This window comes from Alphaproteobacteria bacterium, from assembly GCA_040905865.1.
Classification (GTDB): domain Bacteria; phylum Pseudomonadota; class Alphaproteobacteria; order UBA8366.
Genome location: JBBDQU010000046.1, coordinates 20,016 through 43,243, shown reverse-complemented (window position 1 = coordinate 43,243; position 23,228 = coordinate 20,016). Strand labels below are relative to the sequence as shown.

The following is a 23,228-nucleotide window of genomic DNA, read 5'->3' as shown; positions in this document are numbered from 1 at the left end:
CATACCGGCCGGGTCAGTGGCTGATATATTCCCGCAGATGCGAGGCTTCGCTTTCCAGTTCCTGCAATCGCTGTTTCACGGCGTCGCCGATGCTGACAATGCCGGATAAAGCGCCATCTTCCACGACGGGAACATGGCGAATCCGCCAGTCCGTCATCAACTCCATCACCTCCGTCACCGTATTTTCGGGCGTGCAGGTGCGGACCCCGCAGGTCATGATCGACTCGACCAGATCATCCAGCAGGCTGGCGCCCTGATTTGACAGTCCGGCAATGATGTCCCGCTCGGAAAGAATACCATCGATATTTTTTTCGTCCCGGCTGACGACAAGGGCGCCGATCCGTCTGGTTTTCAGGATATCGATGGCTGCGGAAATTGTGGCATCCGGCCGGATGGTGGCGACCATGCGGCCCTTGTCGTGCAAAATCGATTTTACGTGCATGAGTGTTCCTCCATTGCCAAGTGACAAAAGATCAACGCTCCCCGCACAACGTGCTGCGCATTTCAGTTATGTGGCGGCCCGTTTCGTGCCTATCCCCAACCCCGATCTTATCCGGGTTGGGGCAAATAGCAATAGTAACAATTATTGGCGATGCTGATTGGAAATAATACCCGAAGTATATTATTGCAGCGAATCAATGCGCTGCCGCACCTGGGCGCGTTCCTGCGATCCGGCCGGAAGCTGCTGCAGCGCTTTTTCCAGCAGTATTTTCGCCTGATCCGGATTGCCGGCCGCCGCTTCGGCCTCGGCGACGAACCACAGGGCCTCGATATTGTCCGGTGACAGGGCCAGGACCCGGCGCATCGTGGCGACGGAATCCGCATTGGGCCGATCCCCGTTGGCGCCGCGAATTGTGCGTCCGTACAGGACCAGCAGGTCGATATTGTCCGGCAGCGCCTTTACGGCCTCTGCCAGGGCATCGCGCGCCTCTTCCAACTTGCCCAGCACACCGTAGGACCGGGCCAGTTGCGTCCAGCCGGCGACGTCGTCCGGATTTTCCTTCAGCCTGTCAGCCAGTTGCGCGACCATGCCTTCGATCATCGCCTGGCGGTCCTCGGGCGACATGTTCTGCGCATCCGCCATCTGTTCCGGCGTCGGGCCGCGTCGCCTTTCCACGGGCTGCGCCGCCTCCAGCCCCAGTTCGCCGGCCAGTTCGGCAAGCTGTTGCATCGGGAAGGGTGCTGCGGCGAAATGCTTGCGCGCCTCCGCCAGGGCTGCCAGCGCCTTGTCCCTTTTGTTCTGGACGGAATAGGCGCGGATCAGCCGCTGCCAGCCGCTGAAGTCGCGCGGGTCCTCCGCCAGTCGCTGGGCCAGACCTTCGATCATGCCGTCGATCATCGCCTGGCGTTCCTCGGGCGACATCTGGGCGGCGGCGGCCATTTCCGCCTTGGTCGGGCCGCTTTGCGGGCCGGAATCGGGCGACTGCGTTTCCGGCATGACCGTGGCGACGTCGAGACCCAGGGCTTCCGCGGTATTCCGGATCCGGTCGCGCACGGCGGGCACCCAGGGCGCATCCCCCGGCGAATCAGCCAGCAGCGCCGTCCATTGATCCAGCGCCTCCTGGCGGTTGCCTGCCTGGTCTTCGGCCAGCGCCATATAGAAACGGGCGCGGGAATCGTCCGGATCCAGCTTCAGCGCATTCCCGAAGGCCGTGCGGCTGGTAGGGGTCACGACGCTCGACGCGGCCATGAACAGCGCCTCGCCATAGGCGGAATACAGGCTGGGTTCGCCGGTTTCCAGCGTCAGCGCCCGTTCGAACGCGGCGACCGATTCCCGATAACGGCCGATCGACATATAGGTGCGCGCCAGCAGGACCCAGCCCTGCAGGTCGTCGGGTTCGTTTTCGAGCCGCTTTGCCAGCGTCGCCGCCGAGGCCTCCAGGCTGTTCGCCGCCTCGCCGCCGGCGGCGGTCTGCGTCCGTTCGCCGGCGCGCTCGGCAAAGGGCAGGCCGGGCAGGTGCGGCGCGCCCTGCTGTGTATAGAGGCCCAGCGCCAGTCCCGGGATGGCGATGGCCAGGATCACGGCCAGGCCCTTGTTCAGGCTGCGGGAGTCGGTCGGGACTGCGCTGTTCCGCTTCCGGTCGGCCAGCAGGATGCGACGGGAAATTTCCGTTTTCGCGGCCTGCGCCTGTTCGGCGGTCAGCAGGCCCCTGTCGTAGTCATGGCCGACCTGGTCGAGTTGATCCTTGTAGACCTCGATATCGTAGGCGGCGGCATCCTCGCCCGGCCCGCGCCTGCGGATCAGCGGGATCAGCACGGCCGCAATGGCGGCAAGACTCATGAAGACGGCAATTATCCAGACGGTCATGGGCGTGCGTCACCCCCGTCGAGCAGGGCGGCGAGCCGCTCCCGTTCTTCCGGGCTCAGGCGTTCGGGCGCATCGCTGCCATCCGTCAGGGCGGTCCGGCGTCGTCGGTACCAGACCGCCAGCCCGGCCACGGCGATCAGGAACACGACGGCGGGGCCGAACCACAGGAAATAGGTCTTGCCCTTTACCGGCGGGCGCAGCAGGACGAAATCGCCATAGCGCGAGACCAGATAATCCATCACCTGCGCGTCGCTGTCGCCGGCCACCAGCCGCTCGCGCACGAGGATCCGAAGGTCGCGGGCGAGGTCGGCATTGGAATCGTCGATCGACTGGTTCTGGCAGACCAGGCAGCGGATGTCGCGGGAGAGTTCGCGCGCGCGCCCTTCGAGGACCGGGTCCTTCAGGATTTCGTCGGGCTGGACGGCAAGCGCCGGCAGGCTGAACAGGGCCAGCAAGCACGAGACAAGGGCGGTGCGGATGATCATCGCCGAAGCTCCTCGATCAGGGGCAGGATGGTTTCTTCCAGCGTTTCGGGAAACATCGGCCCGACATGGCGGTACCGGACCCGGCCTTCCCGGTCGATGATGTAGGTTTCAGGGACGCCATAGACGCCCCAATCGATTCCGGCGCGGCCGGAAAGGTCATGGCCGATCCGCTGATAGGGGTCGCCCAGTTCGTCCAGCCAGGCAAGCGCGTCGTTTTTCCGGTCCTTGTAGTTGATGCCGTATATCGGCACGGTTCCTTCTTCCGCCAGCCGCATCAGCACCGGGTGTTCCGCCCGGCAGGGCACGCACCAGGACGCAAAGACGTTGATCAGGCTGACCTCGCCGCCAAGGTCGGCTTTCGCAAGGCCCGGCTTGTCCGGTTTGAGCGGTTCCAGCGCGAATTCCGGCGCGGGCTTGTCGATCAGGGCGGAGGGCAGAATTTTCGGGTCCTTGGTCAGGCCGATGGCGAAATAGGCGGCGATGCCGAGAAACAGCACCAGCGGCAGCAGAAACAGGGCCCGGGTCATCGAATGAATCCTATTCCGCCGGCGCCGGGCTGGTTACGCCGCCGGGTTCCGCCGGGCGGCGTGCCGGGGCGCCGATGCGCAGGCGGCGGTCGGTCAGCGAAACGCAGCCGCCCAGCACCATCAGCGCACCGCCCGCCCACAACCAGGGCACCAGCGGCTTGTAATAAACCTTCGCGACCCAGCGGCCGGGCCCGTCCGGCTGGCCGAGGACGGCGTAAAGGTCGGAAATGCCGTTGCTGTACAGCGCGGCTTCCGTCGTTTCGGTACCCTGCACGAAATACCGCCGCCGCTCGGGCGCCAGTTCGGTCAGCCTTTCGCCGTCGTGCCGGACCGTGAATACGCCGCGTTGCGCGGCGTAATTGGGGCCCTGGATATTATCGACGCTGCGCAGGGTGAATTCGTAACCGGCTAGGGCGACAGATTCACCGGGCTTGAGGCTCTTCGTCGCTTCTTCCTGCCAAATGGATGCGCCCGTGGCGCCGGCGACGAGGACAGCGAAGCCGAAATGCGCCAGGGTCATGCCCCAGGCGGAGCGGGGCAGACCGGCGGCGCGATGCAGCACCTCGCCCAACGGCGCGCGGCCAAACCCGATGCGCCCGCCGAACTCCACCAGAACCGCCGCCGCGAGCCAGCCGGCGACGCCTAATCCCAGCGCGCCGAAAACCGAGCGGCCCCAGGTCAGGTAGCCGGCGACGGCGATGGCGACCGCGCCGGCGACGAAGGCGAATTTGAGCCGGCCCAGGGCACCGGCCAGGTCGCCCCGTTTCCAGGCCAGCAGTGGCCCGAATCCCAGCGCGACGATCAGCGGAGTCATGATCGGCACGAAGGTCGCGTTGAAGAAGGGCGGTCCGACGGAAATCTTGCCCAGTTCCATGGCGTCGACCAGCAGCGGATACAGCGTGCCGATAAACACGGTCGCCGTCGCGGTTGCCAGCAGCAGGTTGTTCAGCACCAGCCCGCCTTCGCGGCTGATCGGGGCGAACAGCCCGCCGCCCTTCAGCCCCGGTGCGCGCCAGGCATACAGCGCCAGACTGCCGCCGATGGCGACGATCAGCAGCGCCAGGATGAACACGCCGCGTTCCGGGTCGGTGGCGAAGGCATGGACCGAGGTCAGCACGCCCGACCGGACCAGGAAGGTGCCGATCAGGCTGAGCGAGAAGGTGATGATCGCCAGCAGGATGGTCCAGGATTTCAGCGCATCGCGCTTTTCCACCACGATGGCGGAATGCAGTAGCGCGGTACCCACCAGCCAGGGCATGAAGGAGGCGTTCTCCACCGGGTCCCAGTACCACCAGCCGCCCCAGCCGAGTTCATAATACGCCCACCAGCTGCCCAGCACGATGCCGCCGGTCAGGAAAAGCCACGCCACCAGCGTCCAGGGCCGTACCCAGCGCGCCCAGGCGGCGTCGACCTTGCCCTCGATCAGGGCGGCGATAGCGAAGGAGAATGCCATCGAAAACCCGACATAGCCGACATAGAGCATCGGCGGATGCAGGACGAGGCCGATATCCTGCAGCAGCGGGTTCAGGTCGCGCCCGTCAACCGGCGCGGGGTCGAGCCGTTCGAACGGGTTCGAGGTCAGCAGGATGAACAGCAGGAAGGAGAAGGCGATCATCGACTGGACCGACAGCGCGCGCGCCTTCAGCGACGGCGGCAGGTTGCCGCCGAACAACCCCACCATCGCGCCGAACAGGGCCAGGATCAGCACCCACAGCACCATCGACCCTTCGTGGTTGCCCCATGCCGCGGAGACCTTGAAGATCATCGGCTGCAGCGAATTGGAGTTCTGCGCCACGTTCACGACGCTGAAGTCGCTTATGGCGAAGGAATAGACGAGGCAACCGAAACTGGCGGCGACGCAGGCGAACTGCACGACGGAGGCGGGCGCCGCGATACCCATCCATCCGGCATCGTTCCGCGCCGCGCCGGTCAGCGGGACGATCGCCTGCACCAGGGCGACGACGAGCGCCAGGATCAGCGCGAAATGCCCAATTTCAGCGATCAATTTTCGGCCTCCATCGGCGATGATTCGCCTTTCCACTTGCCGGACCGTTTCAGGGCGTCGGCGACTTCCGGCGGCATGTAATTTTCGTCATGCTTGGCCAGTACGGAGGTTGCGTGGAAGCTGCCATCCGCTTCCAGCCAGCCTTCGCTGACCACGCCCTGTCCCTCGCGGAACAGATCCGGCAACAGGCCCGTATAGCTGACGACAGTCGTATTGTTGAAATCGGTAATGTCGAAGCGTGTCTGCCCGTCCGTGCCGGTGCGCACGCTGCCTTCGGCAACGATGCCGCCGATCCGCACGGACTGTCCCTCCTTGACCGATTTCTCGATCAGGTCGGTCGGGCTGTAGAAATACAGGATATTGTCCTGGAAAGCGGTCAGCACGAGCGCCGCGGCGGCGCCCAGCATGAGCATGCCGATCAGGATAATCCGCATCCGCCGTTTCTTGCGGGTCGTCGGCGTGCGCCGCGTTGCGGTCATGCTCATGGCCGTGCCTCGCTTTCCGGTGCCGCGCGGCGCTGCCGGCGCAGCGATTGCGCCAGGTCTTCGTTGCGCCGCATGCCGCGCAGGGAGGTAAACAGCAAACCGGCCAGGACCGCCGTCGCGATCCCGTATGCCGGCCAGATGAAACCGGCATACCCGTCCATGGCGAAGTATTCGACGAGGATTTGCATCAGACTTCCCCCTGTCCCAGGCGCATGTTGCGAATGCGCGTTGCCGCAAGCTCACTGCGGATGCGGACGATCAGCAACGCCAGATACAGTGCCGTGAAACCGAAAATCATGATCAGCAGCGGGGTGAGGATCGACGCGTGGATTGCCGGTCCGTCCATTCTGATCACGCTGGCCGGCTGATGCAGCGTGTTCCACCAGTCGACCGAAAACTTGATGACGGGCAGGTTGATCGCGCCCACCAGCGCCAGGATGCTGGCCCGGCTCTGGCCCTGTGCCGGATCGTCGAAGGCGTCGACCAGCGCGATATAACCGATATACAGGAAAAACAGGATCAGGAACGACGTCAGCCGCGCATCCCAGACCCACCAGGCGCCCCACATGGGCTTGCCCCACAGCATTCCTGTCGCGAGGGCGATGGCGGTGAAACAGGCGCCGATGGGCGCACTGGCCTTGGCGGCGAGGAATCCGAGCGGATGCTTCCAGATAAGCGCCGTCGCGCTGGCGATCGCCATGCCGGCGTATACGAACATCGCCATCCAGGCGGACGGCACGTGAATATACATGATGCGGACGGTTTCGCCCTGCTGGTAGTCGGGCGGGGACTGGATCAGGCCGAAATACAGCCCCACGACGATGGAAATGCCGGCCAGCCAGGCGCACCACGGCAGGGCCGGGTTCGCAATGCGGAGAAACTGATTGGGGTTCGCGAATCTGTGCATGGGCACCTATATAGTGACCAGACCCGTTGCGCGCCAAACCTTCTTTGCCAACACTGCGTTGCGCACCGAATTGTTATCGCCCCAGCAGCAGTGGATAGCGGGCTTCACCGCCGATTTCAAGCTTTCCCGCGCGGCATGCGGCGAGATGTCCGACCTGCGAAATTTGCCTCCGCAAGCGGCATTTGCCGCAAACGGGCGGCAATGACCGCAAGGCAGTCATTGCCCGCCGGCGGAAACCGGTGTGAACTGGGATATGCTGTATTCCTGGCGGGGCGACAAACCCATGCTGGACTCTTCGAAGCGGCCCGGCGCTCTGTCAGTTGGTCGAAAATAAAATCTGAGTTGCTTTTTTACCGCAGCGCCTGCCGGATGGCGGCGGCGCTGGCCCAGGGGGTGAGCGGGATGGCGGCGACCAGCATGGCGCCCAGGATGTAGTAATAGGGCCGCGGCGTCAGGCCCATGATCGCCGCATCGATGGCCGCAACGGCGAAAATCAGCGCCGGAATGTATAACGGCAGTACCAGGATCGACACCAGGATACCCGCGCGCCGCGCGCCCAGGGTCAGCGATGCGCCGACCGCGCCGATCAGGCTCAAAGTCGGGGTGACCAGCAGCATCACGGTGAACAGCGTGGCGTAGCCCGCATCCGGCAGGTTCAGCATCAGCCCGATGAACGGCGCCGCGACAATCAGCGGCAGTCCGGTCAGCACCCAGTGCGCCGCTACCTTGGCCAGCACCACGGCTTCCAGCGGCAGCGCGTTCATGGTCAGCAGGTCGAGCGACCCGTCCTCGAAATCGTTCAGGAATATCCGGTCGAGCGACAGCAGCACCGCCAGCATGGCGCAGACGGATACAACGCCGGGCGCGATCCGGGCGAGAATCGCAGGTTCCGGGCCGATTCCGAAAGGGAACAGCGCCGCGGTGATGATGAAGAACATTACGACCATTGACAGGTCCGACCCCTGGCGCAGGGAAATCCGCAGGTCGCGCAGGAATATCCGCCGCCATGCCCCCATCATGGCGCGAACGCCCTGCTGACGGCGAAATCATCCAGCACCAGCGATTGCGGCGCCTCGATGCCGAGGTCGGTATGGGTGGACAGCACGACGATACCGCTGTTTTCGCGATGCGCGGCGATTAACCGGACAAGCACCGCGACCGACGCCGTATCGAGGGCCACGGCCGGCTCGTCCAGCAGCCAGAGCGGTGCGGGGCTGGCGATCAGGCGGGCGAGGTTCAGCCGCCGGCGCTGCCCCGCCGAAAGCAGGCGCGCCGGGTTGTCCGCCATAGTCGCAAGCCCGAATGCCGCCAGCGCGTCCGCGACCCGCTGCGGCACCGGCGGCGATTGCGGCGCGTGGCGGATACCGGCCCAGAAGGCGAGGTTTTCAGCAACGGTAAGCATTGGTTTGACGGCGTCCTGATGGCCGACATAATGCAGCGTCGCGCGATGCGCCTCCGGATCGGCCAGAATGTCGTGATCGTCGCGATAAAGCGCGCCGTCGGCCGGCGGCAGCAACCCCGCCATAAGCCGCAGCAGGCTGGACTTGCCGCTCCCGTTCGGGCCGCTGAGTATCAGGGCGTCGCCCGCGGCGACGGCAAAACCCAGCCCGGCGAATACCATTCTCTCGCCGCGGATGCAGGTCAGGCCTTCGCCGGAAAATCCGGAGGGAGAAAATGTTGTGTCAGCCATGTGTCCGCAATCGGTGCCGCGATATCTTCAACAGGGTAGATCGGATCGTGTTTGCTGGATCGCCAGAGGCGATTCAGCAAACGCGATCCGATCTATAGCACACCGCCGTATCCCGCGGGCGGGGGGGCGATATGGGGCGGACCAAAAAAGAAAAAGAGCGGTTGCCGGGGGTGGGCCGGCAACCGCTCCAGAACGGGTGATCGGTGGGGGATCACCCGTATGAGGCTGACGGTCAGCCTCGCTGAGAGGGGAGGTCTCAGGCTATACATATGTGTTCTCATTCATGGTGCAGAAATGCCCCAATTAAGGCTTTTTTGTGAAATCTGGCTGCCGGTCCGCAAGTCGCGGGGCGTCCGCTAGTGGCCCGGTTCGATGGCGGTCGGTGCGAAGATCGTCTTGCGGTCCGCATCGGCTATCCGGTCAACGGCGCCGGCCGAGAACGCCTCAAGATACAGGGTGGTTTTTTCAAGCTTGCGGCTGATCGCCTGCAGCACGTCGATATCATGGCGGTCGAAAAATTCGGGCGTCGCGATAAGCTGCCATTCCGCCCGTTCGAACGCGGCGTGGCAATATGCGGTGGCGCTGGCCAGATCCGGTCCCAGCAGGTTCAACCGGCTGGCATTGGCCTCGAAAACCGTCCGGGCGGCGGAACGCGGGATTTCCAGTTCCTCGACAGAACGGTTGGCGCCGAGCTGCTGGTTGCGCGCCAGCCGTTCCAGCGCCTCGGTACGGGCGATCAGCCACTGGTTCAGCGCGGTGAGCTCGCCCTGTATTGCGGCGGCCAGCGCCCGCGCCTCGGCGATGCGGGCGGTTTCCGCCTCGTCGCGCCGGGACCGGGCGCCGCTGCCGATGCCGAGCGCGATTGCCGCGAGTACCGCGACCACCGTCGCCGATCCGCCGGCGATGACAGTGACCTCGACCGGAAACTGGTCGATCCATATCCGGGCATCCGGCGTAATCAGCGCATAAACCGCTGTGCCCGCCACAAGGATAACGACAGCTATGAGAAACGGAAACGGTTGAGGCATTGTTCAGGCCATTCTGGTGACGAAAGGGTATGTTTTACAGCGATTCGACATGAAATCATCCGCTAAAGAACGCGCGCAATTCATCGGTTGTTTCCTTCGGCGCTTCCTCGGGGAGGAAATGGCCGCAATCCAGCCCCTTGCCGCGCATGTCGGTTGCCCATTTTCGCCATGTGGCGATGACACCCTGCGCCTTGTGCGGACGGCCGCGCGCGCCCCACATGGCCAGCAGCGGGCATTCGATTTGCTTTCCCGCATCCCGGTCGGCGGCGTCGATTTCGCAGTCGATCCCGTAACCGGCCCGGTAATCGTCGCAGGTGGCCCGGATGGTATCCGGATCGCGGAAGGCGTCCAGATAGGCGGTCATGGCGGCGTCGGTAATCGCGCCGGGGGTGCCGCAAATGCTCTCGATCATGTGGCGGCAGAAATAATCGGGATCGCGGCCGATCAGTTCCTCGGGGAACGGAGCCGGCTGGGCCAGCAGGTACCAGTGGAAACTGCCGAAGGATCCGCTCTTGCCCATGCTTTCGAACTGCTCCAGCGTCGGCACGATGTCGAGCAGCGCCAGTTTCCGGACCTTTTCCGGGTGATCGAGGGTCAGCCGGTAGGCGACGCGGCCGCCGCGGTCATGCCCGGCCAGGAAAAAGCTGTCATGACCCAGCGCCGCCATGACCCTGACCTGGTCCGCCGCCATGACGCGCTTGGCGTAGTGGATGCCGCCATCGCCGCCCGGCGGCTTGCCGCTGGCGCCGTATCCGCGCATGTCCGGGGCGACCACGGTAAAATGCTCCGCCAGGACCGGGGCGACCTTGTGCCAGATGACATGAGTCTGCGGGTAGCCGTGCAGCAGCAGCAGCGGTTCGCCCGTGCCGGCGGTGACGAGGTTTATCTCGACCTCGCCCGTATCGATACGCTGTCTTGTGAATCCGTCAAAAATGAATCCGTCAAAAATTTCCGATTCCTCCCCCGAATGCGCCGATTGAAGTCATAGTACCACAGTGGCGGTCTGATCCTGACCTCCATTTGAGGGACGATCTGCCACGATTGATCCCGCGACATCCCGAATTCGCAATGTATCAGGCTGCCGATTTGACCATGATATCCATTCCGGGTCATCAGATCGCCCTGCGCCGGTGCGGTACAGACGTTTCTGGCACCCGACAGCGGCCACAGCCCGCATCTTCAGGCGCGCAACGCCGTGCTGGCGCGGATGACCGGCTTTATCCGGCGTCGATATCCGCCGCGACCTCGCGGGCGTGGACCGCCTGCGCCGCGGCGATGGCGGCGCATTCACCGGTATAGGCGGCCGGGTCCAGCAGCGCGGCGATCTGCGCCGGGGTCATATGCGCCTTGACGGTCGGGTTCTTCGCCAGCAGGGCTTCGAAGGATTCGCCGGTTGTCGCTGCGGCCTGCGCCGCGTCGTAGATCGCGTCATGCGCTTCCTGGCGGCCGATACTGGCGCCCAGCGACAGCATCAGCGCCTCGCCCATGATCAACCCGCCCGACAGGTCCAGGTTGCGGCGCATGCGGTCGGGAAAAACGGTCAGCCCGGCGATCAGCATGTGAATTCGCGACAGCATGTCGCCGGTTTCGATGCAGGCCTGCTCCGTCGCGTGCTGGATCATCAGCGAGTTGGCCCGGTCTGCCTCGTGCTCGGTCATCATCGATTCCAGCGCCAGCGGCACCAGCGCCCGGATTTGCGCCGAGGCCGCGATAATATCCTGCGACAGCTTGGGATTGCGCTTCTGCGGCATCGTGCTGCTGCCGACGGTGCCGGGCGGCACCGGTTCCTCGACCTCGCCGAATTCCTGTTTCATCAGCGTGTAGATTTCACGACCGATCTTGCCCGCCGTCGCGGCGAGCAGCCCCAGGATGGCGATGTATTCCGCCTGGTGGTCGCCGATGGTCCGCGCCGGCGCCGCCATCGGAATCATGTCGAGATATTTCGCGACACCGGCCTGAATCGCCATGCCCTTGCCGTCGAAGGAGGCCATGGTGCCGGCGGCGCCGCCCAGCAGCACGCGGAAAATACGCGGTTCCACCCCGTGCAGCCGTTCCACATGGCGGCAGATTTCGTCGATCCAGTTGCCGACCTTCAGGCCGAACGTGGCCGGCACCGCATGCTGGCCGTGCGTGCGCCCCGGTAGCGCCATATCTTTGGTGCGTTCCGCCAGGTCGGCCATTTCACGCAGGATGGCGGCGATCTGCCGCAGGAATATCCGGTGCGTCCGGCGCAGGATCAGCAGGTCGCCGGTCTGTACGATATTCTGGGTCGTGGCGCCCCAATGCACGTAATGCCCGGCATCGCCATCGCAGATACGCGAAAGTTCCCACACCAGGGGGACGATAGGATGGGCAGTTTGTCGCAGGCCTTCGTCGATCCGCTTTCGGTCCATCAGCGCCAGATTCGCCTTGGCGGCGATTTCGGGGACCGCTTCGGCCGGAATGACGCCCAGATCGGCCTCCGCGCGGGCCAGGGCGACTTCGACGTCCAGCCAAGCCTGCCAGCGGGATTCGATGGTGAACAGCGAACGGATGCCCGGGTCGGAAACACGCATGGAGGTTGGGTTTGACATCGGTTTCCCATCGTTCGTTGTGAAAAAGCGGGCGGCAGCGATTGCGAAAATATAGGCGGCGACACATATCAGGGAAACGGGTTTTCGAGCCTCCTATGGTTTAATCGTCGTGACACATTCGCAAAATTGACTATAACGAATGGTCAGGAGAGGCTTCAGGGACGATTTGACCCGGTGTGAATGTCGAATTGACATCGTGGATAGTCATGCTGGCGGCGCAGTGTATTGCAGACAATGAATTGAGGGAAATATGGAAAGCGGTTCGAATAAATTGACACGGGACGAAGTCCGCGAAATCGATCAGCATGTCGGACGGCGCCTGCGCCAACGCCGCATCATGATGGATTACAGCCAGACATTCCTGGCGGAACAGGTAGGGCTGTCCTTCCAGCAGTTCCAGAAATACGAAAAGGGCGCGAACAGAATCAGCGCCAGCAAACTGCATGAATTCGCGCAGATACTGGACGTGCCGGTTTCCTATTTCTTCGAAGAGATGCCGACCAAGATCAAGGCCGCCTCGCAGGCGACCGATCCGGCGATCGATGAGGATGAAAATCCGTTCACCGAACCGGAGGTGCGGGAATTCGTGCAGGCGTACCAGAAGGTTGCGAGCCCGACTCTGCGCAAGTCGATCTTTCAGGCCGTGAAAGCCGTCGCGAAATCCTCGGCAGGCTGATTCCGCCGGCGGTATGACGGTGTCGCCGCGATGAAACTGTCGCTGTCGGTTCGGATTGCCGAATCGCCGAAACGAAAAGATGTCGCGGCCGTCCCCATCGAGGATCTGGCGCCGCTGGCGCGCGATGCCGGGTTCCAGGGCCTGTCGATGCGGGCGTCGGTGGTTTCCGTCGATACGTCGCCCGCGCGGGTTACCGCCGTCCGGACGCTTCTGGACAGGCTTGGTCTGCCGGTGTCCATGGTGACCGGGGACCTGCCGCTCGCGATCAACAATGCCGATGCGACGCGCGCCCTGCACAACATTGCACCCTATCTCGACCTTGCTGCGGGACTCGGCTGCGGATTGCTGCGGGTCATGATGCATGGCGAGGACGATATCGCCCGCGCCCGGCGGGCCGCCGACCAGGCGGCGGAGCGAAGCATGACCCTCAGCCACCAGATGCACTGGGGCTCGCTGTTCGAAACCGTGGACGGCGCGGTCGAGGTGCTGCGACGCATCGACCGGGCCAATTTCGGCGTCACCTATGAACCGGCCAACATGCTGGCCTGCGGCGGCCCGTATGGCGACGATGCCATTGCGCGGCTGGCGCCCTGGCTGCGCAATGTCTATTTCCAGAACATCCGTCTCGACCCCGATTCACCGATGACCTTTAACACGCGCTGCCGGGGCGCCGTTGGCGTCCGGTTTGCCGCCCTCGCGGATCCGGCCGGGATCGATCCCGCGCCGATTATCGGGTCGCTGAAACGAATCGGCTATGACGGCTGGTTTTCGGTGCATCAGCCCCTGGGGGACGGGCAGACCGTCGAGGCGGCGGTTCGGGAGGCGGCGGCGCTGTTTTTACCGCTGCTGGACGCCGCCTGAATTCGAACCTTGCGTTGCGCCGCCAATGCCATGAGAATCGCCCGAATGCACTGCCATCAGGACGGGTTAAGGACCGAATCGCCATGACGCTTTCAAGAGGCCGAAATTTCCTGCACACGCCGGGCCCGACCAATATTCCCGACCGGGTGCTGCGCGCCATGGCCCAGCCGGCGGTGGATTTCTCCACGCCCGAATTCCTGGCAATGCTGCGCAGCATTTATGTCGATCTCAAGCGTGTATTCCGCACCGAGGCGGGCGACGTCATCATCTATGCCAGCAACGGGCATGGCGCCTGGGAAGCGGCCCTCGTCAACGCCCTGTCGCCCGGCGACCATGTTCTGGTGCCGGGAGCGGGGCATTTCTCCATCAACTGGGCGGAGATGGCCGAAGCCTTCGGCATCGTCGTCGAGACCCTGCCGGGTGACTGGCGCCACGGCGTAGACCTAAATGCGGTCGAAGCGCATCTGCGGGCGGATACGGATCGCAGGATCAAGGCGGTGCTGACGGTCCATATCGATACGGCTACCAGCCTGCTCTGCGACCTGCCGGCGATGCGACGTGCAATCGACAATGCGGGCCATCCGGCCCTGTTCATGGTCGATACGGTGGCGGCGCTGGCGACGGTCGATTTCCGCATGGACGAATGGGGCGTCGATGTCGCGGTCGGCGGGTCGCAGAAAGGTCTGATGCAGCCGCCGGGGCTCGCGTTCAACGCGGTCAGTCAAAAGGCGCTGGATGCTTCCGACAACGCGACGCTGCCGCGGCTCTACTGGGACTGGAAACGGCGCCAGGATGAGGCCTATTACAAGTGGTTCTGCGGTACGCCGCCGGAACACCTGCTGTTCGCGCTGCGCGAAGGGCTCGACATGGTGTTCGAGGAAGGCCTGGAAAACGCATTCGCCCGCCATGCCCGGCTGGCCGAAGCGGTGCGGCGCTGCATCGCCGTCTGGGCGCGGGGCAATTGCATTTCGCTGAATGCCGCCGACCCGCGCGAGGCGGCGAATTCCGTGACCACGATCCTGGTCGATGGCGGGCATGACATTGAAAAATTCCGCCTGACCTGCCGCGACCGGTTCAATGTCTCCATCGCCACGGGGCTGGGCCAGTCGCGCGGCAAGGCGTTCCGCATCGGCCATATGGGCTTCGTGAACGAACCGATGATCATCGGCGCGCTGGCCGCCGTCGAGGCAAGCCTTGGGATCTGCGGCATTCCGCATGAAAAGGGCGGCGTGACCGCCGCGTCGGAATACCTCGCGACAGCCTGAATTCAGTCGGCGGCGTTCAACTGATAGGTCGGCGGACGTTTCTTCACGCCGACGCGCGGACCCATCAGCGTCTTGTTGGCGAAGGCATCGTCCAGCGGCCGCGACTTGGCGTGGTTGATCCATAACCGCAGCAGCAGCCGCTTGCGGTCCGGTTCCGGATAATCCACGTATTCGGTGCGCGAATGCAGGATGACGTAGTTGTTCAGCCACTGGATATCGCCGGGCTGGAAATCCATCGACATCTGCACATCCGGCCGCAGCGCGGTTTCGCCGATGAAACGGATGGTGTCCTGCTGCAGCTTGGTCAGCGGTTCGTCGATCTTGGCAGCACCCTCTTCGATGGCTTTCTGGTTGAAGCGGCAACTCAACTGCCCCTTGAACCAGCTGTATACGGGCAGCGGGTTGGTGACTTCCTTCGGGTGACCGGTCGGGCCCTTGCCGTCCAGGTCGAAACGGTAGCCGTGATGCGCCGCCGGCAGCATTTCCGGGTGATGGTCGAAGATTTCATTGTAGATCGTCATCGAACTGCACAGCGTACTTTCGCCGCCGCTTTTCGCCGGGCGCACGCAGAGCAGCCCGACCACGTCGCTGATGTCGCAATGCGGTCGCAGCTTGGCGGCGGTCATGCTGCCGCGGTGTTCCGGCTTGGAGTAGTCGAAGCCGTGGTCGCGGACTTCCTGCATGTGTTCGCCATTGATGTTCTGCGACATGGTCTTGCCCATATGGGCGCCGATCCCCCAATAGAGTCGGCGCAGGTCCTCAAGGCTGTATTTTTCGACCGGCAGCCCGCGCATCAGCACCACGCCGCGACCGAACTCCAGTTCGTCCAGCAACGCATCCAGCACCTTTGCAAAACCGTCCAGCGGGAAATCCGCTTTGGTGACGTCCTGTTCGGCCAGGCCCTTTTCCTTCGAAATCCGCAGGGCGGCGTCCAGTTCTTCCAGATGTTCGGGCTGAAACCGCCAGATCCAGGATTTGTCCGCCTCCATTTCGGAGGCATACCAGGCGCAGGGCAGGTTGATGCGCTGCGGGTTTTCCGCGCTCGGTTCCGATTTTGCGGTCGCTTCCGGCATTCGATCTTTTCCTTCTGCTACGGTACGCGCATACTGTCCGCATATGTGACCGGTAATATTGTTCGGCAATAGGGGGCGGAAAGTCAATTATGGGTACGGCGACAAAACGACTGAGGGAACTGCTGAAACGCGATGGGCTGCTGTACATGCCGTCGGTCTATGACCCGTTCGGCGGCCGCATGGTGCAGCAGGTCGGGTTTGACGCCGCCTATGTCGGCGGGTTCGTCACCGGCGCGTCCCGCGCGGTCAGCGAACCCCTGCTGACCCTGACCGAACAGGTCGAAACGGCGTCCGCCGTGGCGCGGTCGATCCCGCTGCCGGTAATCGCCGACGCGGGCGCCGCCTTCGGCGAACCGCTGCATGCGACCCGAACCGTGCGCGAATTCATCAATGGCGGCATCGCCGGGGTCCATATCGAGGACCAGCTTTATCCCAAGCGCGCGCATTACCACAAGTATGTGGCCCACGCGATTCCCGAAGCGGAATTCGGCGACAAGATCCGCTGGGCCTGCAAGGAGCGCGACAAGCTGGACCCGGATTTCGTCATCATCGCCCGCACCGATACCTGCCGCTTCGAGGGGCTGGATGTGGCGATCCGGCGGATGGAAATCGGCGCGGCGGAAGGGGCCGATATGGGGCTGCTGTTCCCGACGGACGATGAAACCGCGCGCGCCGCGCCCAAAAGGTCGCCGATCCCGCTTGTCTATGTGCAGAGCCGCGGCAACCGCGACGGCCGCCCGGTCTATTCGCTGCGGGAAATGGAGGATATGGGTTATGCCGCCTGCATCGACGCGCAGCTCTTCCTGCTCGCCGCCGTCAATGGCGCGCGCGAGGCCCTGCGGGAAATGAAACAGTCCGGCGTCTATTCCGGGTTCAGCACCGAACAGAATGTGGAACTGCGCCAGTATGTCGAGGACACGATCGGGCTGGACGAATATTACGCCATCGAGGAAGCGACGGTCGAAAACAAGGGTTAGGGGCTGCTGCGCGTGCGGCGCACCGCATCCCGCCATCCCGTGTAACGGCGTTCGCGTTCGCTCTCGTCCATCGCCGGATCGAACCGGGCATCCCGCTGCCAGCGGGTGGACAGTTCCGCCAGTCCCGGCATCACGCCGGCCTGCATTCCGGCCAGCATCGCCGCGCCCAGCGCCGTGGTTTCCTGCAGGACCGGGCGTTCGACCGGCGAGCCCAGGATATCGGCGAGAAACTGCATCGCCCAGCCGTTGGCGGTCATGCCGCCATCGACGCGCAGCGCGGCGGGCGGGGTGGCGCCATCGGCGGCCATGGCTTCGAACAGGTCGCGGGTCTGGAAGCTGACCGATTCCAGCGCCGCCCGCGCCAGTTCCGCCCGGCCGGTATCGCGGGTCAGTCCGAAAATCGCGCCGCGCGCATCCGGATCCCAGTGCGGCGCGCCCAGCCCGGTAAAGGCGGGAACCATATAGACGCCACTGTCCGGGTTGGCCGCGCGGGCCAGCGCCTCGACCTCCGCCGCCTGCGCGATCATGCCGATGCCGTCGCGCAGCCACTGCACCGCCGCCCCGGCGACGAAGATGCTGCCCTCCAGCGCATAGGTGGCCTTGCCGCCGATCCGGTAGGCCAGCGTCGTCAGCAGCTTGCTGGTGGAGGCGACGGGCGCCTCGCCGGTATTGATCAGCGCGAAACAGCCGGTGCCGTATGTCGCCTTGACCATGCCCGGGGTGAAGCAGGCCTGGCCGACCGTCGCCGCCTGCTGGTCGCCGGCCATGCCGCGCACCGGTATCGCGGCGCCGAACAGCGCCGGGTCGGTCGCGCCGAATTCGGCGGTATTGTCGCGGATTTCCGGCAGCAGCGCGCGCGGAATGCCAAACAGGCGCAGCAGTTCGTCGTCCCATTCCTGGGTATGGATATCATACAGCAGGGTGCGGGCGGCGTTTGTGGCGTCGGTGGCATGCGCCCGGCCGCCGGTCAGCCGCCACAGCAGGAAACTGTCCACGGTGCCGAAGGCCAGCGCGCCGGATTCCGCCTTGGCGCGCGCGCCGGGCAGGTTGTCCAGCAGCCAGGCGATCTTGGTGGCGGAAAAATACGGATCCAGCAGCAGGCCGGTCTTTGCCTGGATCAGCGGTTCCAGCCCGTCGGCGCGCAGCCGGGCGCAGTGATCGCCGGTGCGGCGGTCCTGCCAGACAATGGCGTTGTGAACAGGGATGCCGGTCGTCCGGTCCCAGATGATTGTGGTTTCGCGCTGGTTGCTGATGCCGATCCCGGCAATTTCGGTGGGCCCGACCCCGGCGGCGGCCATCGCGTCGCGGCAGACCGCGACCGTCGCCGCCCAGATTTCCTCCGCCCCGTGTTCGACCCGGCCGGGTCGCGGAAATATCTGCGGCAGTTCCCGCTGGCCCCGGCCGCGCGGCGTTCCGCCCGCATCGAAAACGATGGCCCGGGTGCTCGTGGTTCCCTGATCGATGGCAAGGACGGTCATGGCATGTTTTGCGGTCAGAAGGGCAGCCAGGAATGTTCCCTGTTGTAATGCAGATAGCCGATACTGGCGCCGGCGCGCAGGCCCACGCCGGTGCGGATCGGCGCGAGGACAATATCGCCCGCCTGCTGGTAGTTCACACCAATGCCGGCAACAAAGTAGAAACTGCCGTCGACGCCCGGAAAGCGCTGGAACAGGTCTTCGGTATTCTTCAGCCTGTAGATCAGGGTGAACACCTTGGAGGCGTTGCCGCCGAGATCCCAGCCGATGGACGGACCCTGCCAGTAAATCTTGCGCGAACCGCCAACCTTGCGGTGCAGCGTCCCGTTGCCGTAACGCAGGCCGACGCCGATCGCGCCGCTGATTTCCTCGCCGACAATATAGGCGTTGGGCCGGCCATGATCGGCAAATACCTTTTCGAGCGCCTTTGCCAGTCCCTCGCTCGTATCGCCGAAGAAGCCGGTTGCCTTGTCCTTTATCTCTTCGACGGAATAGGTATCGTCCTCCGCCCGCGCCGTGGCGGCCAGGGTCAGGGCGAAAACGAGCAAAAGCAGTGTTTTTCCGATGCGCATCATGAACGTGCCTCCAGGGTGAAATAAAAATCCTTGTTCGCGGCGGGACAGCGCTGAGTACGGCATCGTACTACAGGACGGGCGCTAAGGACATGATGCGAAAACTCCCAGCCTGCATGGGGTGGCCTGACGGGCTGCGCCGGGTCGCCGCCTTCTTGGTGGACAAACAGCCTTGCCGACCGGCGCTGCGTGGCGTGTATAGTGAGGTGCGAACGGCCTGAAAGGCCGGAGCCCGATGCGGTGTGGAACACAGAAAACAGGAAAGCGGACAGGATGCAGATTGTCGATGCGCAGATCCATGTATGGGGCAGCGGACTGCCCAGCAACCAGTCGCACTGGCAGGTAACCTCCTTCACCACCGAGGACGCGGTTGCCCTGATGGACGAGGCCGGGGTCGACGCCGCCGTAATCCATCCGCCGGGCTGGGACCCGGGCGCGCATGACATGGCGTTCAAGGCGGTGAAGGATTATCCGGGCCGCTTCGCGATCATGGGCGCGGTGCCGCTGGATACGCCGGAAGAATCGGCGGAACGGCTCGCCGGCTGGAAACAGCAGCCGGGCATGCTCGGCATCCGCTATACCTTCCTGAAGGATTCCATGCGCCAGCCGCTGGAAGACGGGACCTTCGATTGGGTCTGGAAAGCGGCGGAGGCCGCGGATATTCCGGTATCGGCGCTGGCGACGGATTCGCTGGCGCATTTCGGTCGCCTCGCGGAGCGCCATCCGGGACTGCGCATCACCATCGACCATCTGGGCGGACGGGGCGGCAATACGACGCTGAAGGACGCCGAAGCCATGACCCATCTGCCGGAACTGCTGAAACTGGCGAAATATCCCAATGTGGCGGTCAAGGCGACCGGCGCGCCGGGCTATTGCAGCGAGCCCTGGCCGTTTGCGCCGATGCATCCCTATCTGGAACAGATCTACGATGCCTTCGGGCCGGAACGGATGTTCTGGGGTACGGATATCTCGAAGATGCCGTGCTCGTGGCGCGAATGCGTGACGATGTTCACCGAACAGCTGCCCTGGCTGCGCGCGGCGGACAAGCCGCTGGTGATGGGCGAGGCGATTTGCAAATGGTGGGGCTGGGACCGCCCGGCCTGACGCCGACGACCCGTCCCGATCCCGTCCGGAACTACCCCAGGTCCGCGATCCTTGGGCCTACATCCTCCGCCAGCAGGCGCAGGCTTTCATGGTCCCAGCCGGCATCGTCGGAATCGGCGGTGATGCTCAGCAACGACCCGAAGCCGCCGGTGACGTCGTACAGCGCGCGGATCTTGTCCTCGCATTCCGCCGGATCGCCGACGATCCAGACGTTTTCCATCAGGTAATCCACATCCACCGCCTCGTCCGGCATGGCGGGGTCCAGCTTGGTGGTCGCGATCTGCACCGTGCCGACGCGGCTGGCATGCTGGTGCTCATCGTAATTGCGGCCCATCGTGGCGCGCGCCCGCTCGCGTGCGATCTTCGGCGTGGGGCCGACGAAAATATCCCGCGCGACGCGCCAGTCGCTGCGGCTGGCCGAGCGGCCGGCGCTTTTCGCCCCCTCGGCCACAAGGTCCCAGTGGCCGGGCAGGTGGGTGGCGGAGAGCAGCGAACTGGACATCGGCGCCCAGCCGCGCGCGCCCGCGATGCGCAGCGACCCGGATTTGGGCGTGCTGGCCGCGACCGAAATCGGCGGGTGGGGGAGCTGCAGGGGTTTCATGTGCAGGCCCCGGCCGGTGACCGGGTCCATTTTCGGCGCGTCGATGCTGAAATGTTTGCCGTGATGGGTGAAGCCGTTCTCATCCGCCTGCCACAACCCCAGGATGACGTCGAGCGCCTCTTCCGCCCGGCCGCGCGCCGTGGCCGGGTCCAGCCCCATCAACTGCATGTCGGTCGGGATGCCGCCCAGCCCGATGCCCCACTGGAAACGGCCATGCGCCAGATGGTCCAGCATGGCGACCCGGTGCGCCAGATAGACCGGTTCATGCATGCCCAGCAGGGTTACCCCCGTGCCGAATTTGATGTTTTTTGTCAGCGCCAGCGCCTTGGCGATCAGCAGGTCGGGCGCCGGGGCGTTTTCCCATTTCTCGGTGAAATGCTCGCCCAGCCAGGCCTCGTCGAAGCCCAGCCTGTCGGCCAGCACGAGCTGGTCGATATCGCGGTCGTAGCATGCCGCGACCGTCCGGGTCGGCGGGTGCAGGGGCATCATGAACAGGCCGAGCTTCATGGCGGTTTCCTCTTGAATACGGAAAGCCGGGCGCAGGACAGGTCGCGCCCGGCAAATTGAATTCCGGTACTGTAATGCAGCGACCGATCATATGGGAACAGCGGCCGCGCAAGCCGCGCCGCCGCGTTGCCTGACGGGTCAGATGTCCCGGGGATTGACCTCGAACGCCAGCGGGCGGCCCTTCACGAACCGGGCGATATTGTCCAGGAACAGGTTGTCCCAGCGGCCCCGGGCGCCGTCACCGGCAAAGGATGTATGCGGCGTTACCCGGATTTTCGGGTGGGACCACAAGGGGTCGTCCTGCTGCATCGGTTCCTGGCGAAAGACATCCAGTACCGCATGGCCAAGATGGCCGCTGTCCAGCGCCGCGATCAGGGCGTTGTCGACGATCAGCGCGCCGCGCCCGATATTGACCAAAATGACGCCCTTCTTCGCGGCGGCGAAGAATTTTTCATCGGCGAAATCCCGCGTGTCGTCGTTCAGCGCGCAGGCGAGGACGATGACGTCCGCATCGGGCAGGAATTCCGGCAGGTCGGCCATGGTGCCGGACCGGTCCACGAATTCCGATGTATGGGGCGTGCGGCGCACGACATCGACGGTCGCGCCGAATGCCTTGACCCGATTGGACAGTTCCTGGCCAATCGGCCCGTAGCCGATGATCAGCCAGTTCATTTGCGAAACCTCGCGGAACGGGGTGTTCTCCCATTTCCTGGCGGCCTGCAATTCGCGCTGGCGATCGATCGGATGGATCAGGCTCAGCACATGCGCCATGACATATTCCGCAATCGCCACGCCCTGCGCGCTGCTGTTGCAGATGCGGGTGCCCTTGTCGGAAACCTGCTTGTAGACGGGATCGTCGAGGCCGGCATTGAAGGTCTGCAGCACGCCGACCGACCTGCATCCCAGGATGGTGTCGAAGGCCAGTTTGCGGGCGCCGTCGGGATTGATGTGGCTCGACAGCCAGAAATAATCGACATCGACTTCACCGGGCGAAACGGATGCGCCGTCAATCCTGAACTTGCCGTCCTTGCCGAAGGGCAGGACCTTGATATCGAGCTTGAGCGCATTGAGCCGTTCGCCGATATGGTCCAGCGATTTTTCGTACATAGCGACCGTTACGGGCATGTTGGGTCCCTTCCAAAAGACATGAGTGTGATGATTGGTATACAAGGCAGGCTCGGACGATGCCAGATGGCGGCGCGTGAATAATGGTCTCTGCCGTTAATTTCCGACCGCGATTTCGGCCGGGTCGTAGGCGAGACCGGCTGCGCCGTAGCCGCCGTCCACGTTCAGCACATGCCCGGTGATCCATTCGCATTCGTCCGAGGCCAGGAACAGCGCCGCATTGGCAACCGCCTCCCCCGTGCCGTAGCGGCCTGCGGGTATCCGGTCGAGATAGCCCTTCCTGCGCGTCGGCCCATGCACGCTGAGCCCGGTTTCGATGGGGCCGGGGGCGATGGCGTTGACCATCACGCCCTTGCCGGACAGTTCCACCGCCAGCACCTTGCAGACATGCATCACCGCCGCCTTGGAGGCGCCATAGGCGATGCCGCCCATATTGCCGCGCTGGCCGGAAATCGAGCCGATCTGGATGATGCGGCCGGATTCCTGCGCCACCATGCGCCGGGCCGCCGCCTGCGCCGTGATGAAGGATCCGGTCAGGTTGATGCGGAGCACGCGCTCCCAGTCCTCAAGGCTGGTATCCAATGCCAGCCGGTGCAGCCCGATCCCGGCATTGTTGACCGCGATATCGATCCGGCCGTAGCGGCTGGCGGTTTCCGCCACCTGCGCCTCGCAATCCGCGGCGTTCGCAACATCGGCCGGGAAGGCGCTGGCAATGCCGCCCGCCTTTTCGATGGCCGCGACCGTGATTTCGGCCTTCGGCAGATCCCGGTCAGTGCACAGCACCGAGGCCCCCTCGGCCGCGAAGCGCCGCGCGATCGCGCCGCCAAGGCCGCCGCCCGCCCCGGTGACCAGCGCTGATTTACCCTGAAGTCTCATGATATCTTCTCCGTCTGACGCACCCTGCCGGCGTACTGGACCGTCAGTCTAAACGGCGGTCCCGGGAAAAGCGATTGCCCCGTCCCGGCTTGTGCCGGACGGCCGGGC

Annotated in this window: 25 protein-coding genes; 6 read left to right on the top strand and 19 right to left on the bottom strand. The window is 64.4% G+C overall.

Features of this window, described 5'->3' with window-relative positions:
* Positions 1 to 13: 13 nt before the first annotated feature.
* From WD767_09550 to WD767_09515, 8 genes are all read right to left on the bottom strand, one after another.
* On the bottom strand, positions 14 to 442 hold the full coding sequence (locus WD767_09550; GenBank protein MEX2616330.1) for a CBS domain-containing protein: 429 nt from the start codon (positions 440 to 442) through the stop codon (positions 14 to 16).
* 180 nt (positions 443 to 622) lie between these two features.
* Positions 623 to 2,308 carry a c-type cytochrome biogenesis protein CcmI gene (ccmI, locus tag WD767_09545; GenBank protein MEX2616329.1) on the bottom strand — a complete coding sequence of 562 codons (1,686 nt, stop codon included), beginning with the start codon at positions 2,306 to 2,308 and terminating at the stop codon, positions 623 to 625.
* Positions 2,305 to 2,793, bottom strand: a complete 489-nt coding sequence (locus WD767_09540; protein ID MEX2616328.1) for a cytochrome c-type biogenesis protein — start codon at positions 2,791 to 2,793, stop codon at positions 2,305 to 2,307. The genes ccmI and WD767_09540 overlap by 4 nt, the downstream gene beginning before the upstream one ends.
* Positions 2,790 to 3,320: a DsbE family thiol:disulfide interchange protein gene (locus WD767_09535; protein ID MEX2616327.1), complete on the bottom strand. Its 531-nt coding sequence runs from the start codon at positions 3,318 to 3,320 to the stop codon at positions 2,790 to 2,792. The genes WD767_09540 and WD767_09535 overlap by 4 nt, the downstream gene beginning before the upstream one ends.
* 10 nt (positions 3,321 to 3,330) lie before the next feature.
* Positions 3,331 to 5,325, bottom strand: a complete 1,995-nt coding sequence (locus tag WD767_09530; GenBank protein ID MEX2616326.1) for a heme lyase CcmF/NrfE family subunit — start codon at positions 5,323 to 5,325, stop codon at positions 3,331 to 3,333.
* Positions 5,322 to 5,810, bottom strand: coding sequence for a cytochrome c maturation protein CcmE (ccmE, locus tag WD767_09525; protein ID MEX2616325.1), 489 nt, complete (start codon positions 5,808 to 5,810; stop codon positions 5,322 to 5,324). The genes WD767_09530 and ccmE overlap by 4 nt, the downstream gene beginning before the upstream one ends.
* Positions 5,807 to 5,998 (bottom strand): heme exporter protein CcmD, encoded by a 192-nt coding sequence (ccmD, locus tag WD767_09520; protein ID MEX2616324.1) that lies wholly within the window; start codon positions 5,996 to 5,998, stop codon positions 5,807 to 5,809. The genes ccmE and ccmD overlap by 4 nt, the downstream gene beginning before the upstream one ends.
* A complete protein-coding gene (locus tag WD767_09515; GenBank protein MEX2616323.1) occupies positions 5,998 to 6,717 on the bottom strand; it encodes a heme ABC transporter permease in 720 nt (239 codons plus the stop codon). Before WD767_09515 ends, ccmD begins: the two co-directional genes overlap by 1 nt.
* Between WD767_09515 and WD767_09510 the strand changes: the two genes are divergently transcribed.
* Positions 6,716 to 6,922, top strand: coding sequence for a hypothetical protein (locus WD767_09510; GenBank protein ID MEX2616322.1), 207 nt, complete (start codon positions 6,716 to 6,718; stop codon positions 6,920 to 6,922). The genes WD767_09515 and WD767_09510 overlap by 2 nt on opposite strands.
* Before the next feature lie 145 nt (positions 6,923 to 7,067).
* Here the strand turns inward: WD767_09510 and ccmB are convergent, their stop codons facing one another.
* The 5 genes from ccmB to WD767_09485 form a co-directional block, all read right to left on the bottom strand.
* Entirely contained in the window at positions 7,068 to 7,733 is a 666-nt protein-coding gene (gene ccmB, locus WD767_09505) for a heme exporter protein CcmB (GenBank protein MEX2616321.1), read from the bottom strand.
* Entirely contained in the window at positions 7,733 to 8,407 is a 675-nt protein-coding gene (gene ccmA, locus WD767_09500; protein MEX2616320.1) for a heme ABC exporter ATP-binding protein CcmA, read from the bottom strand. The genes ccmB and ccmA overlap by 1 nt, the downstream gene beginning before the upstream one ends.
* Before the next feature lie 356 nt (positions 8,408 to 8,763).
* A complete protein-coding gene (locus WD767_09495; GenBank protein MEX2616319.1) occupies positions 8,764 to 9,435 on the bottom strand; it encodes a hypothetical protein in 672 nt (223 codons plus the stop codon).
* 55 nt (positions 9,436 to 9,490) lie between these two features.
* Positions 9,491 to 10,321, bottom strand: coding sequence for an alpha/beta hydrolase (locus tag WD767_09490; protein ID MEX2616318.1), 831 nt, complete (start codon positions 10,319 to 10,321; stop codon positions 9,491 to 9,493).
* 331 nt (positions 10,322 to 10,652) lie between these two features.
* Positions 10,653 to 12,008 carry an adenylosuccinate lyase family protein gene (locus WD767_09485; protein MEX2616317.1) on the bottom strand — a complete coding sequence of 452 codons (1,356 nt, stop codon included), beginning with the start codon at positions 12,006 to 12,008 and terminating at the stop codon, positions 10,653 to 10,655.
* Between the two features lie 271 nt (positions 12,009 to 12,279).
* Between WD767_09485 and WD767_09480 the strand changes: the two genes are divergently transcribed.
* The 3 genes from WD767_09480 (at position 12,280) to WD767_09470 (ending at position 14,810) form a co-directional block, all read left to right on the top strand.
* Positions 12,280 to 12,684, top strand: coding sequence for a helix-turn-helix transcriptional regulator (locus WD767_09480; protein ID MEX2616316.1), 405 nt, complete (start codon positions 12,280 to 12,282; stop codon positions 12,682 to 12,684).
* 30 nt (positions 12,685 to 12,714) lie between these two features.
* A complete protein-coding gene (locus WD767_09475; GenBank protein ID MEX2616315.1) occupies positions 12,715 to 13,545 on the top strand; it encodes a sugar phosphate isomerase/epimerase in 831 nt (276 codons plus the stop codon).
* A gap of 83 nt (positions 13,546 to 13,628) precedes the next feature.
* Positions 13,629 to 14,810 (top strand): aminotransferase class V-fold PLP-dependent enzyme, encoded by a 1,182-nt coding sequence (locus WD767_09470; protein ID MEX2616314.1) that lies wholly within the window; start codon positions 13,629 to 13,631, stop codon positions 14,808 to 14,810.
* A 2-nt stretch (positions 14,811 to 14,812) separates the two neighbouring features.
* Here the strand turns inward: WD767_09470 and WD767_09465 are convergent, their stop codons facing one another.
* Positions 14,813 to 15,883, bottom strand: coding sequence for a TauD/TfdA family dioxygenase (locus tag WD767_09465; protein MEX2616313.1), 1,071 nt, complete (start codon positions 15,881 to 15,883; stop codon positions 14,813 to 14,815).
* An 89-nt stretch (positions 15,884 to 15,972) separates the two neighbouring features.
* On the opposite strand from WD767_09465, the gene WD767_09460 reads away from it, so the two are divergent.
* The gene (locus WD767_09460; GenBank protein MEX2616312.1) at positions 15,973 to 16,860 is read left to right on the top strand and encodes an isocitrate lyase/PEP mutase family protein; all 888 of its coding nucleotides are present in this window, start codon (positions 15,973 to 15,975) and stop codon (positions 16,858 to 16,860) included.
* Here WD767_09460 and glpK read toward each other — a convergent pair.
* Positions 16,857 to 18,338: a glycerol kinase GlpK gene (gene glpK, locus WD767_09455; protein MEX2616311.1), complete on the bottom strand. Its 1,482-nt coding sequence runs from the start codon at positions 18,336 to 18,338 to the stop codon at positions 16,857 to 16,859. The two genes, WD767_09460 and glpK, sit on opposite strands and share 4 nt — an antisense overlap.
* A 14-nt stretch (positions 18,339 to 18,352) precedes the next feature.
* Complete coding sequence (locus WD767_09450; protein ID MEX2616310.1) at positions 18,353 to 18,910, bottom strand: DUF1134 domain-containing protein; 558 nt, start codon at positions 18,908 to 18,910, stop codon at positions 18,353 to 18,355.
* Between the two features lie 270 nt (positions 18,911 to 19,180).
* Here WD767_09450 and WD767_09445 point away from each other — a divergent pair, with 270 nt between their 5' ends.
* Positions 19,181 to 20,011: an amidohydrolase family protein gene (locus tag WD767_09445; protein MEX2616309.1), complete on the top strand. Its 831-nt coding sequence runs from the start codon at positions 19,181 to 19,183 to the stop codon at positions 20,009 to 20,011.
* A 31-nt stretch (positions 20,012 to 20,042) separates the two neighbouring features.
* Here the strand turns inward: WD767_09445 and WD767_09440 are convergent, their stop codons facing one another.
* The 3 genes from WD767_09440 to WD767_09430 all read right to left on the bottom strand — a co-directional run bounded on the left by WD767_09440 (position 20,043) and on the right by WD767_09430 (position 23,120).
* The gene (locus WD767_09440; GenBank protein MEX2616308.1) at positions 20,043 to 21,119 is read right to left on the bottom strand and encodes an LLM class flavin-dependent oxidoreductase; all 1,077 of its coding nucleotides are present in this window, start codon (positions 21,117 to 21,119) and stop codon (positions 20,043 to 20,045) included.
* 138 nt (positions 21,120 to 21,257) lie between these two features.
* Positions 21,258 to 22,244: an NAD(P)-dependent oxidoreductase gene (locus tag WD767_09435; protein MEX2616307.1), complete on the bottom strand. Its 987-nt coding sequence runs from the start codon at positions 22,242 to 22,244 to the stop codon at positions 21,258 to 21,260.
* 96 nt (positions 22,245 to 22,340) lie between these two features.
* Entirely contained in the window at positions 22,341 to 23,120 is a 780-nt protein-coding gene (locus WD767_09430) for a glucose 1-dehydrogenase (GenBank protein MEX2616306.1), read from the bottom strand.
* Positions 23,121 to 23,228 lie beyond the last annotated feature (108 nt).

What these genes read in the sequence shown, in the direction of transcription:
- WD767_09550 (MEX2616330.1), bottom strand. Translation starts at nt 442, where the DNA reads ATGCACGTAAAATCGATTTTGCACGACAAGGGCCGCATGGTCGCCACC.
- ccmI (MEX2616329.1), bottom strand. Translation starts at nt 2,308, where the DNA reads ATGACCGTCTGGATAATTGCCGTCTTCATGAGTCTTGCCGCCATTGCG.
- WD767_09540 (MEX2616328.1), bottom strand. Translation starts at nt 2,793, where the DNA reads ATGATCATCCGCACCGCCCTTGTCTCGTGCTTGCTGGCCCTGTTCAGC.
- WD767_09535 (MEX2616327.1), bottom strand. Translation starts at nt 3,320, where the DNA reads ATGACCCGGGCCCTGTTTCTGCTGCCGCTGGTGCTGTTTCTCGGCATC.
- ccmE (MEX2616325.1), bottom strand. Translation starts at nt 5,810, where the DNA reads ATGAGCATGACCGCAACGCGGCGCACGCCGACGACCCGCAAGAAACGG.
- ccmD (MEX2616324.1), bottom strand. Translation starts at nt 5,998, where the DNA reads ATGCAAATCCTCGTCGAATACTTCGCCATGGACGGGTATGCCGGTTTC.
- WD767_09510 (MEX2616322.1), top strand. Translation starts at nt 6,716, where the DNA reads ATGGGCACCTATATAGTGACCAGACCCGTTGCGCGCCAAACCTTCTTT.
- WD767_09515 (MEX2616323.1), bottom strand. Translation starts at nt 6,717, where the DNA reads ATGCACAGATTCGCGAACCCCAATCAGTTTCTCCGCATTGCGAACCCG.
- ccmB (MEX2616321.1), bottom strand. Translation starts at nt 7,733, where the DNA reads ATGGGGGCATGGCGGCGGATATTCCTGCGCGACCTGCGGATTTCCCTG.
- ccmA (MEX2616320.1), bottom strand. Translation starts at nt 8,407, where the DNA reads ATGGCTGACACAACATTTTCTCCCTCCGGATTTTCCGGCGAAGGCCTG.
- WD767_09495 (MEX2616319.1), bottom strand. Translation starts at nt 9,435, where the DNA reads ATGCCTCAACCGTTTCCGTTTCTCATAGCTGTCGTTATCCTTGTGGCG.
- WD767_09485 (MEX2616317.1), bottom strand. Translation starts at nt 12,008, where the DNA reads ATGTCAAACCCAACCTCCATGCGTGTTTCCGACCCGGGCATCCGTTCG.
- WD767_09475 (MEX2616315.1), top strand. Translation starts at nt 12,715, where the DNA reads ATGAAACTGTCGCTGTCGGTTCGGATTGCCGAATCGCCGAAACGAAAA.
- WD767_09470 (MEX2616314.1), top strand. Translation starts at nt 13,629, where the DNA reads ATGACGCTTTCAAGAGGCCGAAATTTCCTGCACACGCCGGGCCCGACC.
- WD767_09465 (MEX2616313.1), bottom strand. Translation starts at nt 15,883, where the DNA reads ATGCCGGAAGCGACCGCAAAATCGGAACCGAGCGCGGAAAACCCGCAG.
- WD767_09460 (MEX2616312.1), top strand. Translation starts at nt 15,973, where the DNA reads ATGGGTACGGCGACAAAACGACTGAGGGAACTGCTGAAACGCGATGGG.
- glpK (MEX2616311.1), bottom strand. Translation starts at nt 18,338, where the DNA reads ATGACCGTCCTTGCCATCGATCAGGGAACCACGAGCACCCGGGCCATC.
- WD767_09450 (MEX2616310.1), bottom strand. Translation starts at nt 18,910, where the DNA reads ATGATGCGCATCGGAAAAACACTGCTTTTGCTCGTTTTCGCCCTGACC.
- WD767_09445 (MEX2616309.1), top strand. Translation starts at nt 19,181, where the DNA reads ATGCAGATTGTCGATGCGCAGATCCATGTATGGGGCAGCGGACTGCCC.
- WD767_09440 (MEX2616308.1), bottom strand. Translation starts at nt 21,119, where the DNA reads ATGAAGCTCGGCCTGTTCATGATGCCCCTGCACCCGCCGACCCGGACG.
- WD767_09435 (MEX2616307.1), bottom strand. Translation starts at nt 22,244, where the DNA reads ATGCCCGTAACGGTCGCTATGTACGAAAAATCGCTGGACCATATCGGC.
- WD767_09430 (MEX2616306.1), bottom strand. Translation starts at nt 23,120, where the DNA reads ATGAGACTTCAGGGTAAATCAGCGCTGGTCACCGGGGCGGGCGGCGGC.